Genomic DNA, 16,897 nt, shown 5'->3' with positions numbered 1-16,897 from the left:
ATTTCAATTAATTCTAAGCCTTCAGGTATTAGCTGAAATACGGCGCGTTCAGTGATATACATAATTTTTTGTCCACACTGTAATCCATATTGTCCGTTGAATGTCAGGTGCTGTACCTGCTCAATCAATTTGCGATAAGCCCCTTCTTTAAAGATTGTCAAACCGCCATTCTCAATCAAAAACTCTTCATCACCTGAAGTGAATGCACCAAGAAAATAAACCGATTTTGCATTTTGACTGATGTTGATAAAGCCGCCTGCACCCGCCATACGAGAGCCAAAAGAACTGACATTGACATTACCGTTTTGATCCAATTGCGCCATGCCTAAAAAAGCTTGGTCAAGTCCGCCACCATCATAAAAATCAAATTGGGCAGGTTGGTCAATAATTGCTTGTGGATTAGTCACCGCCCCAAAACTCAAGCCACCAGCAGGAATTCCACCGATGCCACCAGGTTCAATTGTGATGGTAATTTGTTCTAAAACACCTTCTTCATCAGCAATAGGAGCCATGGTTTCTGGTATCCCAATACCCAGATTGACAATGCTATCAGGGTGCAATTCCATCACCGCTCGCCGTCCAATCACTTTACGTATATCCAGTTCCAAAGCAGGCAAATGGCTACGAGGAGCAGTTATTTCACCACAATAAGCAGGATTGAATTGCTCTGCAAAAGTTTGGGGATGTTGTTCTGGTGCTGCAACCACGATGTGATCGACCAAAATACCTGGGATTTTAATCATTTGTGGATGTAGATGATGGCGTGCTGTGATGCGTTCAACTTGCACGATAACTAAGCCGCCTGAGTTTTTCACCGCCTGTGCAATCGCCAGACATTCTAAAGGCAAGGCTTCAAATTCACTGCTGACATTGCCTTGTTCATCCGAAGTCGTCCCACGCAAAAAGGCAACGTTAATAGGGAACGATTTATAAAACAAATATTCTTTATCATCAATCATCATCAAGCGGACAATATCATCTTGGGTTTTAGCATTTAAACGTCCACCTTGCTCACGCGGATCAACAAAAGTATGCAACCCAACGTGAGTCAATGTTCCCGGTTTATGGGCGGCAATGTCTCGATATAAATGGGTAATCACACCTTGTGGCAAATTATAGGCTTCAATTTGATTTTGCCGAGCTAAATTACCCAGCTTCGGCACAAGCCCCCAATGCCCACCAATCACCCGTTTCACCAAACCCAGATGTCCCAAATGATTTAAGCCACGTTCGCCGCCATCACCTTGACCTGCTGCATAAACCAATGTTAAGTCTTGTGGCTGCTGCTCTTGTAAAAATCGTTTTTCCAGCGCAACAGCAAGGGCTTCGGGAAATCCAACTCCAACAAAACCACTAGTGGCTAAAGTCGCACCACTGGGAATTTCGGCAATTGCCTGTTCAGCCGTGGAAATTTTTGTCGTCATTGGTGCATCCTCCTACGTAAAACGGCTTATGCTGCGAGTGGAATGGTTTATTTATTGTAGATTTGCAAAAAACAATATCACGCAGAGCTTCAGTTTGCACCATTTTTCTGAATATGATTTATGCAGGCGTAAATAAAAGAATTTTTCATTTTATGTAGGGTGAAATAGCTCAGCGTTTTCCAGCAAAATATGCGATATGCTTGGGATGGTGGAATACGGTGAGAGAGCGTTTATTGATAATAACTAACATCAAAGGCTCATCTATTCCACTCTGCTCTTTCAAACTTTTTTACATTTTCGTAACATGAATTATTAAAGAATAGGTGATTATTGTGTCACTTTGAATTTATGGAAATCCATATAGAGCTGCTTTAAACTCTTAAAGCCATAGTGAATTCTATGTTCATTATTGCCTTAGATCACTGGTGTAAAAAGGTGTTTGCGGGGATTCATCTATACAGGAAATAAAAAAGCCCTTCATAATATTAATCATGAAGAGCTCCAAATTACATCTGGCTTTTATTTTTTATTATTACCCTAAGCCTCCCCAACAATTCTTAGCTATCGTTTGACTTTAACTCAGTCTCAACATCTTCACCAGAGCTGCCCTCGCCATCGGCTTCTTTTATTTTTGACTCTGGTTCCTCATCATTGCTACTGTCATCGATGTCATTATTATCTTCTACAATTGTAGATGCTGAATCATCTAACCCTAATTCATCATCGGTCATTTCATTCTCAGAATTAGCCTGCTGCTTATTAGAATCTGTGTCGTTATCAGATTCCTCAATAAATGAGTCCTTATTATCTGACTCGTCCTCTTCTAAATTAGAGTCAGACTCTCCTTTGTCATTATCTGATTCACCTAAGTAATATAATGCAAATACTTGACCATCTTGGAAGGTTACTGGGAAATAAGATAAGTTTTGTGCATCCTGATCTAATTCACCAAATAAAATATTACCTTCAAATGGTTCAACTTTATCTACAGGCAATTCCGACAACTGACCCAAATGCTCAACATCATTTAATACCAGTGATAATAAGCCATCTGTGGTATTAAAATCATACTCACCTTGAGCTATAATTTGTTGTAGATAATTATCAAATTTAGCAGCATATTCAGCAAAATCAACCTCATCAGTTTCAGAATTATCTACTACATCTTCTTCAACTGTTTCCTCATCTTGTTCTTTTGCCTCGTTAATTCCTTCAATTTCAGAGCCTTGCTCGGTTTCTTTCACCTCAGATTCATCATTTTGATCTTCATCTAGGGATTTAAATTCTTCAGTATCATTTTCTGTTTCTGGGTTCGTATCATCAACTAGCGCAAATAAAGTATGTTGCGTACCATCAGCATAAACTAATACCAAATCATCAAATCCGTCTTCATTTTCATCTTGAAAGCTAGAGCTTGGTACACCTTGCTCAATTGCTGCTAATACTTTGGCCGTCATTTGACCTGAATAGGTTTGACCCTCAATAACCACGGTTAAACTATTTGAATCTAATTCAAACTCATCAGAATCCACAGCATAGTCATTAATAAAAAATTCATTTAACAATTGAGATGGACTTAATGGCTGTGGTGGTCTACAAATTTCCGCTGTGGCAATCACGCTGCGAGTAGCAAAACTACTACCGCTATCAAGCTCATTAGGTGAGTAATCATCCATTGAATTACCTAACATATCAAATAGTTCAGCAGTAAAATGCACCTCAACCGTATTATAATAATTGCCTCGTGCATCAGTTAAGCCTGGCCACCATGCCGTAATGCTAAAATCGCTATTACCTGTTAGCATTTGAGAATTCTCCAATGCTTTTATAGGACAATCAACTAAACGATTTGGATTGGCCAAACCTGATTCTTCAGCAATTTCGGGACATTTAGCATTTTCTGGTGCAACAATTTCCCACGTTGTTTTTAAGTTTAAGAAGCCTTTTGATGCAAGTTCAACTTTACCTTTAATTTCAAATGGTTTTCCTTCTTCAATACAAAACGAGCCATTGCCACCAATGAAGTTAATATCCCAACCTTTAGGAATCGGCACGGTACTGGATTGACAATGAATCGGCCATGCAATCGCCTCAATATCAGAATAAGGCGTACCAAAACTGGCTGCTTCCTCAATTTTGCAAGTTTGAGGATTGAAAACATAAATTTTATTACCACTCCCTGCTTTTTCTACAGAAAATAATAACATTCCATCCGCGCGGGTTTCTAAGGATTCCACTTCGGCATTAATTTCGCCAAAACCCTCGCAAATGGTAAATGGAGAATCACCCCCTGCACCTGTTTCTGCATTAATTTCAATGTCTTTACCCGTATTTGCAGAGCCAATAACATTTAAACCTAAACGTAAAAAATCAACATTACTGTCTGGTAATACTTGAGTATCTTCTGTGGTGGCATTTGTGGTATTGCTGTCATTATCAGAACGAGTACTGCGTGTGCTACGAGTTGTTGTAGAAGTATCAGCATTTGTTGTTGCCGTATCTGTATTTTCGTAGCCTTGACCTAAAAGTTTTGTTCCATCGTAGTACCATGCAATCAAATTACTACTTCTAATCATGACACCATGTTTATTTGGACGTTTGGTTTTTTCCGCAGCATATAAAATTGTTCCGTCTAAATTCCATGCTAATGCTTCAATTGCATAGCTCGAAGGCAATATCATTTTGCTCGCACCAGTATCAGGGTCAACCTGTAAAATGCCTTTTTGTTTATCTGGATCATCTGTATCGGTTGAAGCAAATAAAGTGGAATCTTTTGGATGGAATGCAAAACCTGTAATTTCATCATAGCCAATTTCACCAATGACTTTTAAAGATGCCTCTGAAGGATGTACAAGATATAACAAGTCTTGCGATGCAGCATATAACATTGCTGTAATAGGGTGAATTGCAATCGCTTCAATATCAAATCCAGGGTATTCTTGGCCAATTTTACTACTTTGTGTCACATTATTTTTTAAATCAATCACCTTGAATTTGACAAATTGAGAGTCACTAGCTCCTTCATCATGAACTGCATAAATTTGACAAATAGCTGGGCCTATGGGTGAACCAAGATGTTTGCTAACCCGTACTTTGGCTTTTCTTTTACGTTTAGAAGAGCGACGTTTTTTATCCTTTACGTCATTATCACTAGCACCATAACCCCAGCCTTTGCCATAGTTACTGCCATAACCATAATCTTGCCAACCATAACCATTAACCTTGGTACTGCGACCACGGCCATAGCCACCACGGCCATAATCCCAACCATCATAGGCATAGAAGAAGGTATCTGTACCACTAAAGCCTGCTTTTGCCGTATAAGTGACTGTACCATCACCATTATAAGTGACTGTGCCATTGCCTGTATCAATGCTGTAGCCTGCTTGATTGCTAATGTCACTGTATAAATAGAAGAATCGTTCATCTTCATTATTATCTTGTTTTAATTCAATAATAATCGCCATTTGGGGACGAGTATCAATCCAATGGTCTGCAAACTCAGAATTAACCGCTATGACAGGTTGTGAAGGAATGTTAACCACAACATCTACTGTATTTGATGTAGTGTTGTTATTGGCATTATTTGTTGAGTTAGTGGAATGATTGGCAGTAGCCTGAGAATCCGCATCTGCTGAGGTATCAGAACTTGTTTTATCCGCTACGGGGTCAGTATTCGTTGTGGAATCTGTAGCCGTTTCAGGATCATCAATTTGAGCTGCTGTATTATCTGAATTAACATTATTATCAGCAGACGCAGTTTCAGAACTGCTAGTACTATTTGAATCCGTAGGTGTATTAGATACAGTTTGATTGGAATCTTCCTCTGTAGCATCTTCTACAGCTTCAGAATCCGTATCTTCTGCCTGATTTATAGTTTCTTTAGGCGTATTTTCCTCTTCTAATGTATCCTGTTCTGCTACGGGCTCTTCAGTTTCATCCACCTGATTATAATTCGTAGTAGGCGTAAGCGGATCATCTGTATCATCAGTAATATTAAGACCTCCTGCTGGAAGCTCATTTCTTTTAATATCTGCCTGAATAATACCTGAACCCAATTGTGTATTTTCAAGTGATTCACCGCTTCCCGTAGGTGCTTCATCACTCGCATTTTCTATATCAGCTTCTTTTTTAGCTGTTTCATTTGCCTGGATTTCGTCCAAAATACTTGAATCATAAGTTTCTTCGGCATGGCTTGGTGATACCATCCAACAACTCAGCAGCAGAAGTAGTAAATATTGCCGTATCATTGTAAACTCCATTTGGTTAATTTTTAAAATTAAAATACGTGGTTAACCCTTCGATTTAGTCGCTTAAGTCATTTATTCCTACCATACCTTAGCCTAAAAGTATAAAGTAACAAAAGGTAAACACAAGGAACTTATTGATAATTTTAGTGTATAATAGCGACAAGCGGTCAACAGTTTAAATTTGTAATCTATTCTTGCTAATAGTGTGAAATCTTTCTTTTATATCTAAAAAATAATGTTAAATAACCTTATCATTGGATTTATTATGGAAATAATAGGGCGTTTTTTATTGAATTATATTCCTGTCATCATCAACTTGTGTTTGGTTACAATCATCAGCTATTATTCTGTATATATCGGATTAAACATCTATTCTACAACGCCATCGCAAATATCAGAAAATCCATTCACTAACCCAAATGCCTCTAACATTATTGCAAATTCACAATCTATTTTTCAATTAGACGTACAACCAATTATTAATGCTCACTTATTTGGTCAAGCCAAAGTCAAAAAAACACAAAATAACTTTACAAACAAACCTTTGCAAAGTGATGATATACCTGAAACAAAATTAAAAATCAATTTACAAGGCATTTACTACTCAGACAACCCAAATCATTCATTTATCATTGTTGATAATAAAAAAATGAGTACAAACCACAGCATTAAAACAGGGGTTAAACTTTATCAAATTCAGCCGAAACACATTGTTTTACAAAGAAATCATAAGTTTGAAAGTTCAAAATTGCGGGAGGCTGAGCCTATCCATTCTCAAACAATTGCAGCAAATAATACACCAAATACACAAGCTCCTGAAAATTTACTGGCCGCTTATCAACGCCAGCTAAAAACCAACCCTGAAGCTCTGACTCAACTCGCTCGGATTCGTCCTGCTTATGATGAAGGTAAGCTAATTGGCTATCGCTTAGATGTCGGTAAAGATAAAAGTTTGTTAAGCCAGTTCAATTTACAAGTTGGGGATATACTCACAACCGTGAATGACGTAGAATTGGATTCACCGCTCAAAGGTTTGAGTTTGATACAACAATTATCTGAAGCTGACCAATTAAATTTAACCGTATTGCGTAATGGTCGCGTTCACTCACAGTCGTTCAACATCAAAAACTAACATGTTTACTATCCGCTTTATTTTCTTAAGTTTATTGCTATTTGCAATACCCACACTCCATGCACAAAATGTCACTTTAAATTTCAAAGATACCGATATTCAACAACTGGTTAATATTGTTTCAGAAGTGACACAAAAAACATTCATTGTTGACCCGCGTGTCAAAGCCAAAGTCAATGTGATTTCAAGCCACCCTATGGATGAAAAACAAGTTTATGCTGTATTTTTATCTATCTTAAATGTACATGGTTTTACTGCAATTGAGAGTAATAATCATATAGTCAAGATCGTGCCTGACAATTTGGCTAAGTCGCAAAACACGCCCGTTTTATCAGAGCATCAGGCTGCTCAAGGCGATAGTTTAATTACTAAAATCATTCGTGTACAACACATATCTGCACCGCAACTTGTTCCATTATTACGCCCTTTAATTCCGCAACATGGTCACATTGTGGCTTACCCTGCGAACAATAGTTTAATTATTTCTGACTATGCTGGCAATGTAAAACGTCTACAAAAAATAATTCAACGGATTGACCAACCCAGTGATGATGGTGTGGAAGTGATTATGCTGCAACATGCTTCAGCCCCTGAAGTCTCGCGGATTTTAACTACGTTATACCAACGTCAAGCAGTAAATAAAACCGCAATAGCAACTGCTGCACCGAGTGTGATTGCGGATGAACGCACCAACAGTATTTTAATCAGTGGTGATAAAGCCACCCGTTTACATCTGCGTACGATTGTGACGCACTTAGATACACCGCTCAAATCCGTTGGCAACACCAAGGTGATTTATTTACGTTATGCACAAGCGACGAATCTGGTTGAAGTTTTAAAAGGGGTGAGCGATACAATAGAAGAACAAAAGCAAGGCGAGACCAATACGACAGCAAGCAGCGGCGGCACACGCACTGGTATTCAAGCAGATGAAACCACCAATAGTTTAGTGATTACGGCTGCTCCTGATGTATTGCGTAGCTTGGAAAATGTCATTGATAAACTAGACATTCGTCGTGCTCAAGTTTTGGTTGAAGCGATCATTGCTGAAGTATCAATTGACCGAGCGCGCGAATTGGGTGTGCAGTGGATGACTTATAATACGGGTGAAAGTGGCGTGACACCGATTGGCATGATTAATTTTGATAATGCTGGTGTTGGTATTGCGGATTTAGCAGCCAGTGCTTACGGGGTTAATCAAGGTAGTGGCAATATTGCTGTGCCTGATGGGGTTAATGGTGCATTATTTGGTCTTGGACGTTTAGGCAGTGCATTTAATTTCGCGCTATTGGTAAAAGCTTTGGCCGCGGATACCAATTCGAATGTGTTATCAACACCCTCATTATTAACCTTGGATAATCAAGAAGCTGAAATTGTAGTAGGTCAAAATGTGCCATTTTTAACAGGTCAATACACCAATACAGGAGCTGTGTCTGGGGCAACCAACCCATTCCAAACCATTCAACGTGAGGATATTGGGATTAAATTAAAAGTGAAGCCACAGATCAATGAGGGAGATTCGGTAAAACTCGCTATTGAGCAAGAAGTGTCTAGCTTAAGTAATAGTAGTGTGGCATCGGATATTGTAACCAACAAACGCACAATTAAAACCACGGTGATTGTTGAAGATGGCAATATGATTGTGTTAGGCGGTTTGACTTCAGAAGATTTGCAACAAGTTTCGCAAAAAGTCCCTATTTTAGGCGATATTCCATTATTAGGGGCATTATTTCGTTCTAAAACCACCCAGAAAGTTAAACGTAATTTGATGATTTTCTTACATCCTGTAATTATTCGGGATGCAGAAACAGAGCGTTTATTGAGTCAGAAAAAATATAAAGAAATGCAGCAAATTCAACAACAACAGCGTGACATAGGTTTGAATTTAATGCCAGATGATGAAGTCCCAGTTTTGCCAAGCTTGAATGATTTTATTGCGATTTTGCCAAATAATGATGAATTTGCTATGCCATAAATGGTGTTTCTGATACTCCAGACTTTTTAAGGATAGTTAGTCCTTTCACAAGACTAAAAAATACTTTTAAAATGAAATTGTTACCGAAAGTCCGTAAAAAGTAGTGCTAACTGAATATCAAGTAGCTACTCACAAAACAAGTTTTGCACTCCTGCACTAAAATTTACAGCACTATATAGTCAATTTCGTTTTGGGTATTAGGATTGGCAGTCCTATAAAACTTTAAATATCAATTACTTTTAAAACCAAAGACGGCCAGTTTTGTATCATCTTAGAATAAAACGACTATACCCTGAAATTATAGAAATTACATCGTATATGTTGGTTTATCAGAACGTAATAACTGGGCTAATAACTGCTCAATTTTATTACGGGTTTTACCTTTATCCAGTTCACCGAAATGCACAGCAATACCTTGTGGGCGATTGCCTGCCGTGCCTTTGGGATTAATCCAGACCACTTTTCCAGCCACTGGGGTTTTATCTTCTTGTAATAAAGTGAGTAATAAAAATACTTCATCGCCAAGCTGATATTTTTTATCAGTTTTGATAAACAAACCGCCATGGATTAAAAAAGGTAAATAAGAAGCATATAATTCTTGTTCATTGGCAATATGCAAGGTAATCATATTGCGCTTCATACCACCGGGACGTTTCATGATTTTCTCCGTTGCATACCAAGCTCAGCCCATGCAATCGCTAACGATTCGAGTAAGCCTTGTGGTTTAATATTCGCTGTACTGTTGAGTAAACGATAGGTTTCCGTTTGTAAGTCTAATAGCTTAAACAGTTGCTGTGGCTGAAATTGTTGCGCAATGTGCTGTATCGCGCTGCTATTATCTTGATTCACAATGTGTTGTGCTTGCTGCGTCATCGCATAGCGAATTAAATCCATAGTCCAAAGCGACATCCATACCACAATTTGACGAGGCTCTTGTTTTAACCATTCTTCAGCAACGCTAATTGGGTCATATTTTCCCGTCGGCAATTGTACTAGCGATTCAAATAAAGCACCACGTTTTTGAATATCCGCATGATCGATTAATTCTTTCACTGCTAATGGCGCGTGATGAGTTAAATTAAGCAACAGATTAAGATCATATTCAGAACCAAACTGATCTTGTAACCATAAATGGGCTTGCATCTTATCTATGTTATTAAAATCTAAACGCTGGCAACGACTACGAATCGTGGCAAGTAAACTCATAGGCTGATGGCTAATTAATATGAGTAAAGTATTATTGGGTGGCTCTTCTAATAATTTGAGTAAACTATTAGCTGAATTACGGTTCATAGCTTCCGCAGGATTAAGAATAACAACTTGATATTGCCCATAGGTTGCCGTCAATCCACAGAATCCAATCAGCTCTCGAATTTGGCTAATTGCAATTTGTTTACCTTTTTCTGCGGGCTGGATATGGGTTAAATCAGGATGCGTACCTGCTTTGAGCAATAAGCATGATTTGCATTGGCCACAAGCGTGAAAATCATCAGTTGGGGTTTCGCATAATAATAATTCAGCTAATGCTTGAGCAAACCGAGCTTTACCCATACCTGCATGACCTGCAAATAATAAGGCATGGGCTAATCGCTGCTGTTGCCAACTACCGATGACTTGCTGCCATTGCGGTGTTTGCCAAGGGTAGGGCGTGTGCATTATTGGAACTGCAGCCAGAGATAATCAACAAGCTGTTGCAATACATTGCCTGCTTCAACACTGTTCAATGCAACCAGTGAACGTGAAAGCAACAATTTATCCTGCAAACTCACTTTTAACACACCATACTCCTGATTTTGATAAACAGGTGCAATGATTTGCTTATCAATTTGTAAGGTTGCTTTAAGGTTTGCGTATTGCCCTTTAGGAATCGTAATATACAAAGGCTTTGATAAACCCAAGTTCACATTGCGACTACTACCTTTCCAAATTCGCTCGCTGCTAATGGCTTGCTTTTCTGGATATAATTTATAGGTTTTGAAAAATCGGTAGCCATAATCCAACATTTTTTGCGATTGTGTGGCACGCTCTTTTTTATTACTCGCGCCCAATACCACGGAAATTAAACGCATTCCATCCCGTTTTGCCGACGCAATTAAGCAATAGCCCGCATTATCGGTATAACCTGTTTTCATGCCATCCACACTGTCATCACGCCACAACAATAAGTTACGATTATTTTGTGAAATATTATTGTGCGTATATTCTTTTTGTGAATACCAGCGATAATAATCAGGAAAATCTTGAATCACGGCGCGCGCCATCACAGCCAAATCATAAGCTGTAGTATAATGCTCTTTATCAGATAAACCCGTACTATTCATGTACTTCGTATCTTTTAAACCTAGATTCTCAGCACGTTCATTCATTAATTTAACAAAATGGTCTTCATCACCAGCAACATATTCAGCTAATGCCATACTCGCATCGTTACCTGATTGAATAATCATACCTTTGATTAAATCTTCAACCGTCACAGTCGAGTCACGCTCTAAATACATTCGCGAGCCTTTCATCTGCCATGCTTTTTTGCTGATACGCACTTCATCTTCTAATTTAACATGACCTTCTTTCAATGCAGAAAACACAACATAAGCTGTCATCAACTTGGTTAAGCTGGCAGGCTCTAAACGTTGCTTAGGATTTTTTTCTAATAAAATCTGTTCGCTGTGAAAGTCTTGTAAAATATAAGATTTCGCGCTAATGGAAGGAGAAACTGGCAATATTTCAACAGCTTGTGCTGCTGCCCATGCCCAAAATAAACAAATCAATACAATCACTCGCATATAACGTCTTCTTTTTAGTCTCAATCATCAATACTGTTATTTTACGGAAAAGTGGTGAAAACGTAAAATCGTTTAGAGTCTATAAAACATAATAAGTATAAAGTATTTAACCTACAATATGGGGCTAAACTGGATTTATACTGTTTCTAGTTTGCTGTTTTGGCTTTCAGCAGCCAGTATTTTTTGTTTTCAAACCTGTTGTACCCATCACTTGAGTTATAATGAACGATTCCGTCAATCACTGTTACTTATCATAAAAATGCGTTTTGTTATCTTAACTCAATACTTTCAGCCTGAAATTGGAGCTGCTCAAGTCCGGCTTGCTAATATGACTCAACAATTACTGGCCAATGGCCATGAAGTTGAAGTGATTACCGCGATGCCCAATTATCCTACGGGTAAGATTTTCCCGAAATATCGAAAAAAATATTATATGCGTGAAGAAATTAACGGGATTACAGTGCATCGAGTCTGGATATATGCCGCAACAGGGGCGGGTGTAAAACGCTTACTGAATTATCTCTCATTTATGTTGATGGCATTTGTAGGGCTTAATCGCAGTAAAAAACCAGATTATATTTTTGTTGAATCGCCACCTTTATTTTTAGGGATTACAGGCTATATCGCTTCAAAATGGTGGGGCGTGCCATTTATTTTCAATGTATCGGATTTGTGGCCAGACTCGATTAAAGCATTTGGGCTTCAAAAAGACGGCATATTTCTCAAAATATTAGAAAAATTAGAACGCTTTTTATATCGTAAAGCCACTTATGTGAATACTTTGGCCAAAGGCATTTGTGAGATTTTAGAGCAGAAAAAAAATGTGGCTAAAGAAAAAATTCTCTATTTGCCTAATGGCGTTAATATTAAAGCCTTTTATCCGATGCCACCTGATTTGAATTGGCAGAAAAATTTAGGTTTACCAACCGACAGAGATATTATTTTATATGCAGGGACGCATGGTTATGCGCATGGTTTGGAGACATTGTTAGAAGCAGCGCGTTTGTTAAGAGATGAGAATATATTATTTTTATGTGTTGGTGGAGGCTCTGAGAAGTCACGGATTCATGCTGAGGCAATTGCAATGCGTTTAGACAATATGAGCTTTTGGCAGCCGCAAGCCCCTGAAATGATTAATCGTTTATACAGTTTGGCTATAGCAGGTATTTCGACTTTTCGCCATTCTCCATTACTTGAGCAAACCTTACCCGCGAAGATTTTACCGATTATGGCTTGTGCCAAACCTGTGTTATACAGCGGTGCAGGTGAAGGCGCGGAATTAATCAAAACCGCACAAGCAGGTATTGTTACTCCTCCGGGCGATCCTTCTGCATTAGCTGAGGCAATTAGAAAATTGATTAAAGACCGTGAATATGCACAACAGTTAGGACAAAATGGCCAAAGTTATATTGAGCAAAACTTACAGTGGTCATCGATTGTTAAAAACTGGTTGCAGCAGCTTGGTCTTGATAAAGCTGAATAGCCTTTGAATCATGAGTAGTTGGTGTATGACGTTACGTTTATACACCCTACGTGGGCTAAAAGCTCAATTATCAATGTAGCTGTCTTTTCATACTTATTATTATGAATAAGGTTTTAATTTTGATTGTATCAAATCTAAAAAAGTTTTAATTTGCGCCTGATCTTGAAATGCAGCTTTTGGGATAACTGAAAAATATTTTTTTGTCATATACAGTAGTACAAAATGAGATGTATCTAAATACCAAGCATAAGTGTTCCAGTTTAGATAAGATTCACCCTGTATCGTTTTTACATAGATCATATCTTGTTGGAATACAATAGAAATTGGCTCATTATATTTTGGGGTGTCACGAAATGCTTTGCGCCATAAAAAGGAGCGGATTAATACAATTGACAATAATATCGCACCACATCCAATAATAAAGAGCCCTAATAAAAAATGAGCAATTAATGTGCTTAAACCTATAACGCAAAAAACAACCCCAACCATTATATCCCATTGAGGACGACTGCCTTGTACAGTCCAATTTGCATAACATACTGCCATAAATTCAGATTCAGTAAGGCGATATTGAATTGAAATAGGTGTCATATTTTTTCCTATTGTCTTGTTCCTACGCGCCGAGCTTGTAAAAGAACCTTGTTTTTTATATTTATAAAAAGTTAAAGATAACTAGCAATCGAATGCTTTTATACATTATTCACCCAAACCACCAATACAAACATACTTGGTTTCTAAGTATTCATCGATACCATATTTCGAGCCTTCTCGACCAATCCCAGATTCTTTGACCCCACCAAATGGGGCGACTTCGGTTGAAATAACCCCTTCATTGACTCCGACCATGCCATATTCCAATGCCTCAGACACGCGCCACACACGACCTAAACTTTGACTATAAAAATAAGCCGCTAAGCCTGCTGGCGTATTATTAGCCAATTCAATGGCTTCTTGTTCGGTGTGAAAACGGAATAACGGTGCGACAGGGCCAAAAGTCTCTTGTTGTGCAATTAACATATCTGAGCTGACATTAGTTAAAACAGTGGGTTGGAAAAATGTACCACCTAATTCATGTCGTTGACCACCTAAAGCCAGCGTTGCACCTCGCGCTAACGCATCTTGAATCTGATTTTCAACCTTATTGACCGCCGCCTTGTTAATTAGAGGCCCTTGCTGTGCATCCGCGTCTAAACCTTGCGCCACTTTGAGTTGTTTCACTTTTGCAATCAATTTTGCACTGAATTGCTCATAAATGCTGTCTTGAACCAGTAAGCGATTAGCACAAACACACGTTTGACCTGTATTACGATATTTTGATGCCATCACACCTTCAACTGCTTGGTCTAAATCTGCATTATCAAATACAATAAAGGGCGCATTGCCGCCTAATTCCAATGAAACTTTTTTCACTGTATCTGCACATTGACGCATCAATAATTTGCCAGTTTGCGTCGAACCTGTGAATGATAATTTTCTGACCAATGGGCTTTGAGTTAAAGCTTGTCCAACAACGGCTGGCTGATTTGAAGTGACCACATTAAAAACACCTTTGGGAAAACCTGCACGCGCGGCTAATTCAGCCAAAGCTAAAGCTGAAAACGGTGTACTTTCCGCAGGCTTCACTACCACAGGACAACCTACCGCCAATGCAGGTGCACATTTACGGGTAATCATCGCAATAGGAAAATTCCACGGTGTAATCGCGGCAACCACACCAATAGGCTGTTTTAAAACCACAATTTGCTGATTTGGTTTAGACGCGGGAATCACATCACCATAAACCCGCTTGGCTTCTTCTGCAAACCATTCGATAAAGGATGCACCGTACATGACTTCGCCTTTGGATTCCGCCAATGGTTTACCTTGCTCTAAAGTCATTAAATAGGCTAAATCATCTTGATGGGCAATAATCAAATGAAACCAGCGTTGTAAAATGGCTGAACGTTGTTTTGCTTGTAAATTTTTCCAGCCTTGCCAAGCCTGTTGTGCAGCTTCAATCGCCTCTTCGGTTTCGACTCGACCCATATCAGGTACTGAGCCAAGCAGTTCAGCGTTTGCTGGATTAGTCACGTCAAATTGCTGGCTAGCACTGCGCCATTCACCATTGATATAAGCTTGTTGCCGAAATAATTGCGGGTCAGACAATTTAATCATGATGGAGATGAACCTTTTTTATTTCGCACCATTGCCGATAAAAATGCTTGTTCACGGGCAATTTGGGATTGACGAAGCTGTTGATTTTTTTTGATAAATGAAACAATAGTAAAAACAAAAATGGCGATGAGTCCAAAAAATAACATAACGGCTGAATTCATAATATGTCCTCTAAGTTTCTATTTATTCTATTGATAATTGATGTTACGCAACATAATCTCAATTTATTGAAGTCCTAAGCTGAAGTTTCAGAAATAAGCCCGTTTATTCAAAAAATAATTGACCTTAGATAAACTTTAAGTATGTTGCTTATTTTAAAAGCTTTGCCCAGCCGATTTAGCAATAACTGCCTATAGTCGTTTTATTTTAAAGTGATACAGGGCTAGCAGTTCTTAGTTTTTAAAGTGATTGATATTTAAAGTATAAAAGGATTACCAGTCCTAACATACAAACCGAAATTGACTATGACAGATGTTTTACAATCGGCTTAATATTCCCGAGTCACAATATATTTGGCCATGTCACGTAATGGATCGGCTTTATCATCAAATCCTTGTAAACTGTCTAAGGCATCTTGTAGTAAATCATCCGCCATTTTTTTAGCTTGTTTCAAACCGATTAAACTAGGATAAGTCGGCTTATCATTTGCCATATCAGAGCCTTGGGCTTTGCCTAATATCTCGGTGCTGGCTTCCACATCTAAAATATCATCTTTCACTTGAAACGCTAAACCGATACATTTTGCATAATGATCCAACTTATTCAAAATATCCTCCGACGCATCTTCACTGGCTAATGCGCCTAATTTTACACTGGCACGGATCAACGCCCCTGTTTTATGAATGTGCATATTTTCCAGTTCGACTAAATTAATTTGCTTACCCATGGCCTCAATATCAATCATCTGGCCGCCAACCATACCGCGCGAACCACTGGCAAATGCCAGACTATCCAGCATCATCAAACGTCGTTCTGCACTGATGGATACATTTTCCTGATGGCTCAAAGTATAAAAAGCCAATGTCTGTAAACCATCTCCGACTAAAATAGCGGTGGCTTCATCAAATGCTTTATGACAAGTGGGTTTACCGCGTCGTAAATCATCATCATCCATTGCAGGCAAATCATCATGCACCAAGGAATAAGCGTGAATAAATTCCATCGCACAAGCGGGCGCATCTAAATGTTCAACTGACACGCCCAACGCTTGTCCCGTAAAATACACCAATAATGGCCGCACCCGCTTACCGCCATTGAATACAGAATAACGCATCGCTTCATGTAAACGATTAGGGCGAATAGTATTGGCAGGCAACCAGTGTTCTAATGCAACATTGACTCTTTGTTGATAAAAACTCATTAAACTTTTGAGAGACATTCAGTATCCTTGTGCGGCGTGTTCCTATGTTTTATAGTCAATTTCGTTTTGGGTGTTAGGACTGGCAGTCCTGTTATTGTTTAAATATCAATCAGTTTTAAAATCTAGGACTGCCAGCCCTGTATCACTTTAAAATAAAATGACTATAGTATCAAATGACCTTGCAATGCTTATTCGGTCAAAATAATTTTATCTGGCAATTCTACCAAATCAAAACCAAATCCGACTATCATTTTAAATTTTCCTAGAAACGGCACACAAACCTGGACAAGCACTATAAAATACAGTAAGAAAATATTTAAATAGATACAATTGTCC

General features: G+C 38.5%; 12 protein-coding genes. 3 read left to right on the top strand and 9 right to left on the bottom strand.

The window, feature by feature from the left end; genetic code table 11:
- Together ABXH34_RS12175 and ABXH34_RS12170 are read right to left on the bottom strand one after the other, a co-directional pair.
- Positions 1–1,424, bottom strand: a 1,424-nt coding sequence (locus tag ABXH34_RS12175; RefSeq protein ID WP_353572157.1) for an acyl CoA:acetate/3-ketoacid CoA transferase, incomplete at its 3' end; no start/stop codon positions are given.
- Positions 1,425–1,981: 557 nt separating this feature from the next.
- Positions 1,982–5,674 (bottom strand): Ig-like domain-containing protein, encoded by a 3,693-nt coding sequence (locus ABXH34_RS12170; RefSeq protein ID WP_353572156.1) that lies wholly within the window; start codon positions 5,672–5,674, stop codon positions 1,982–1,984.
- Positions 5,675–5,939: 265 nt separating this feature from the next.
- Between ABXH34_RS12170 and gspC the strand changes: the two genes are divergently transcribed.
- Together gspC and gspD are read left to right on the top strand one after the other, a co-directional pair.
- The gene (gspC, locus tag ABXH34_RS12165; RefSeq protein WP_353572155.1) at positions 5,940–6,806 is read left to right on the top strand and encodes a type II secretion system protein GspC; all 867 of its coding nucleotides are present in this window, start codon (positions 5,940–5,942) and stop codon (positions 6,804–6,806) included.
- A gap of 1 nt (position 6,807) precedes the next feature.
- On the top strand, positions 6,808–8,781 hold the full coding sequence (gene gspD / locus ABXH34_RS12160) for a type II secretion system secretin GspD (RefSeq protein ID WP_353572154.1): 1,974 nt from the start codon (positions 6,808–6,810) through the stop codon (positions 8,779–8,781).
- A 307-nt stretch (positions 8,782–9,088) separates the two neighbouring features.
- Here gspD and ABXH34_RS12155 read toward each other — a convergent pair whose 3' ends face one another.
- Genes ABXH34_RS12155 through ABXH34_RS12145 form a run of 3 tightly spaced genes read right to left on the bottom strand, consistent with a single transcriptional unit; the run spans position 9,089 to position 11,564 of the window.
- Positions 9,089–9,439, bottom strand: a complete 351-nt coding sequence (locus tag ABXH34_RS12155; protein WP_353572153.1) for a PilZ domain-containing protein — start codon at positions 9,437–9,439, stop codon at positions 9,089–9,091.
- A complete protein-coding gene (locus ABXH34_RS12150; RefSeq protein WP_353572152.1) occupies positions 9,436–10,437 on the bottom strand; it encodes a DNA polymerase III subunit delta' in 1,002 nt (333 codons plus the stop codon). The genes ABXH34_RS12155 and ABXH34_RS12150 overlap by 4 nt, the downstream gene beginning before the upstream one ends.
- Entirely contained in the window at positions 10,437–11,564 is a 1,128-nt protein-coding gene (locus ABXH34_RS12145) for a D-alanyl-D-alanine carboxypeptidase family protein (protein WP_353572151.1), read from the bottom strand. Before ABXH34_RS12145 ends, ABXH34_RS12150 begins: the two co-directional genes overlap by 1 nt.
- 259 nt (positions 11,565–11,823) lie before the next feature.
- On the opposite strand from ABXH34_RS12145, the gene ABXH34_RS12140 reads away from it, so the two are divergent.
- The gene (locus ABXH34_RS12140) at positions 11,824–13,047 is read left to right on the top strand and encodes a glycosyltransferase family 4 protein (RefSeq protein ID WP_353572150.1); all 1,224 of its coding nucleotides are present in this window, start codon (positions 11,824–11,826) and stop codon (positions 13,045–13,047) included.
- Between the two features lie 99 nt (positions 13,048–13,146).
- Here the strand turns inward: ABXH34_RS12140 and ABXH34_RS12135 are convergent, their stop codons facing one another.
- From ABXH34_RS12135 to ispA, 4 genes are all read right to left on the bottom strand, one after another.
- Entirely contained in the window at positions 13,147–13,638 is a 492-nt protein-coding gene (locus ABXH34_RS12135) for a YcxB family protein (RefSeq protein ID WP_353572149.1), read from the bottom strand.
- A gap of 105 nt (positions 13,639–13,743) precedes the next feature.
- A complete protein-coding gene (locus ABXH34_RS12130) occupies positions 13,744–15,201 on the bottom strand; it encodes an NAD-dependent succinate-semialdehyde dehydrogenase (RefSeq protein ID WP_353572148.1) in 1,458 nt (485 codons plus the stop codon).
- Positions 15,198–15,362: a hypothetical protein gene (locus tag ABXH34_RS12125; RefSeq protein WP_353572147.1), complete on the bottom strand. Its 165-nt coding sequence runs from the start codon at positions 15,360–15,362 to the stop codon at positions 15,198–15,200. Before ABXH34_RS12125 ends, ABXH34_RS12130 begins: the two co-directional genes overlap by 4 nt.
- 326 nt (positions 15,363–15,688) lie before the next feature.
- A complete protein-coding gene (gene ispA / locus ABXH34_RS12120; RefSeq protein WP_353572146.1) occupies positions 15,689–16,579 on the bottom strand; it encodes a (2E,6E)-farnesyl diphosphate synthase in 891 nt (296 codons plus the stop codon).
- Positions 16,580–16,897: the final 318 nt, after the last annotated feature.

The sequence above is a fragment of the Candidatus Albibeggiatoa sp. nov. BB20 genome (assembly GCA_016744725.1).
Taxonomy (GTDB): domain Bacteria; phylum Pseudomonadota; class Gammaproteobacteria; order Beggiatoales; family Beggiatoaceae; genus Albibeggiatoa.
Note: the sequence above shows the minus strand (reverse complement) of the source record. Positions and strands in the feature narration are given on the sequence as shown.

Bases quoted from the DNA above. Each gene is read 5' to 3' on its own strand.
- ABXH34_RS12170 (WP_353572156.1), bottom strand. From the start codon at position 5,674: ATGATACGGCAATATTTACTACTTCTGCTGCTGAGTTGTTGGATGGTA.
- gspC (WP_353572155.1), top strand. From the start codon at position 5,940: ATGGAAATAATAGGGCGTTTTTTATTGAATTATATTCCTGTCATCATC.
- gspD (WP_353572154.1), top strand. From the start codon at position 6,808: ATGTTTACTATCCGCTTTATTTTCTTAAGTTTATTGCTATTTGCAATA.
- ABXH34_RS12155 (WP_353572153.1), bottom strand. From the start codon at position 9,439: ATGAAACGTCCCGGTGGTATGAAGCGCAATATGATTACCTTGCATATT.
- ABXH34_RS12150 (WP_353572152.1), bottom strand. From the start codon at position 10,437: ATGCACACGCCCTACCCTTGGCAAACACCGCAATGGCAGCAAGTCATC.
- ABXH34_RS12145 (WP_353572151.1), bottom strand. From the start codon at position 11,564: ATGCGAGTGATTGTATTGATTTGTTTATTTTGGGCATGGGCAGCAGCA.
- ABXH34_RS12140 (WP_353572150.1), top strand. From the start codon at position 11,824: ATGCGTTTTGTTATCTTAACTCAATACTTTCAGCCTGAAATTGGAGCT.
- ABXH34_RS12135 (WP_353572149.1), bottom strand. From the start codon at position 13,638: ATGACACCTATTTCAATTCAATATCGCCTTACTGAATCTGAATTTATG.
- ABXH34_RS12130 (WP_353572148.1), bottom strand. From the start codon at position 15,201: ATGATTAAATTGTCTGACCCGCAATTATTTCGGCAACAAGCTTATATC.
- ABXH34_RS12125 (WP_353572147.1), bottom strand. From the start codon at position 15,362: ATGAATTCAGCCGTTATGTTATTTTTTGGACTCATCGCCATTTTTGTT.
- ispA (WP_353572146.1), bottom strand. From the start codon at position 16,579: ATGTCTCTCAAAAGTTTAATGAGTTTTTATCAACAAAGAGTCAATGTT.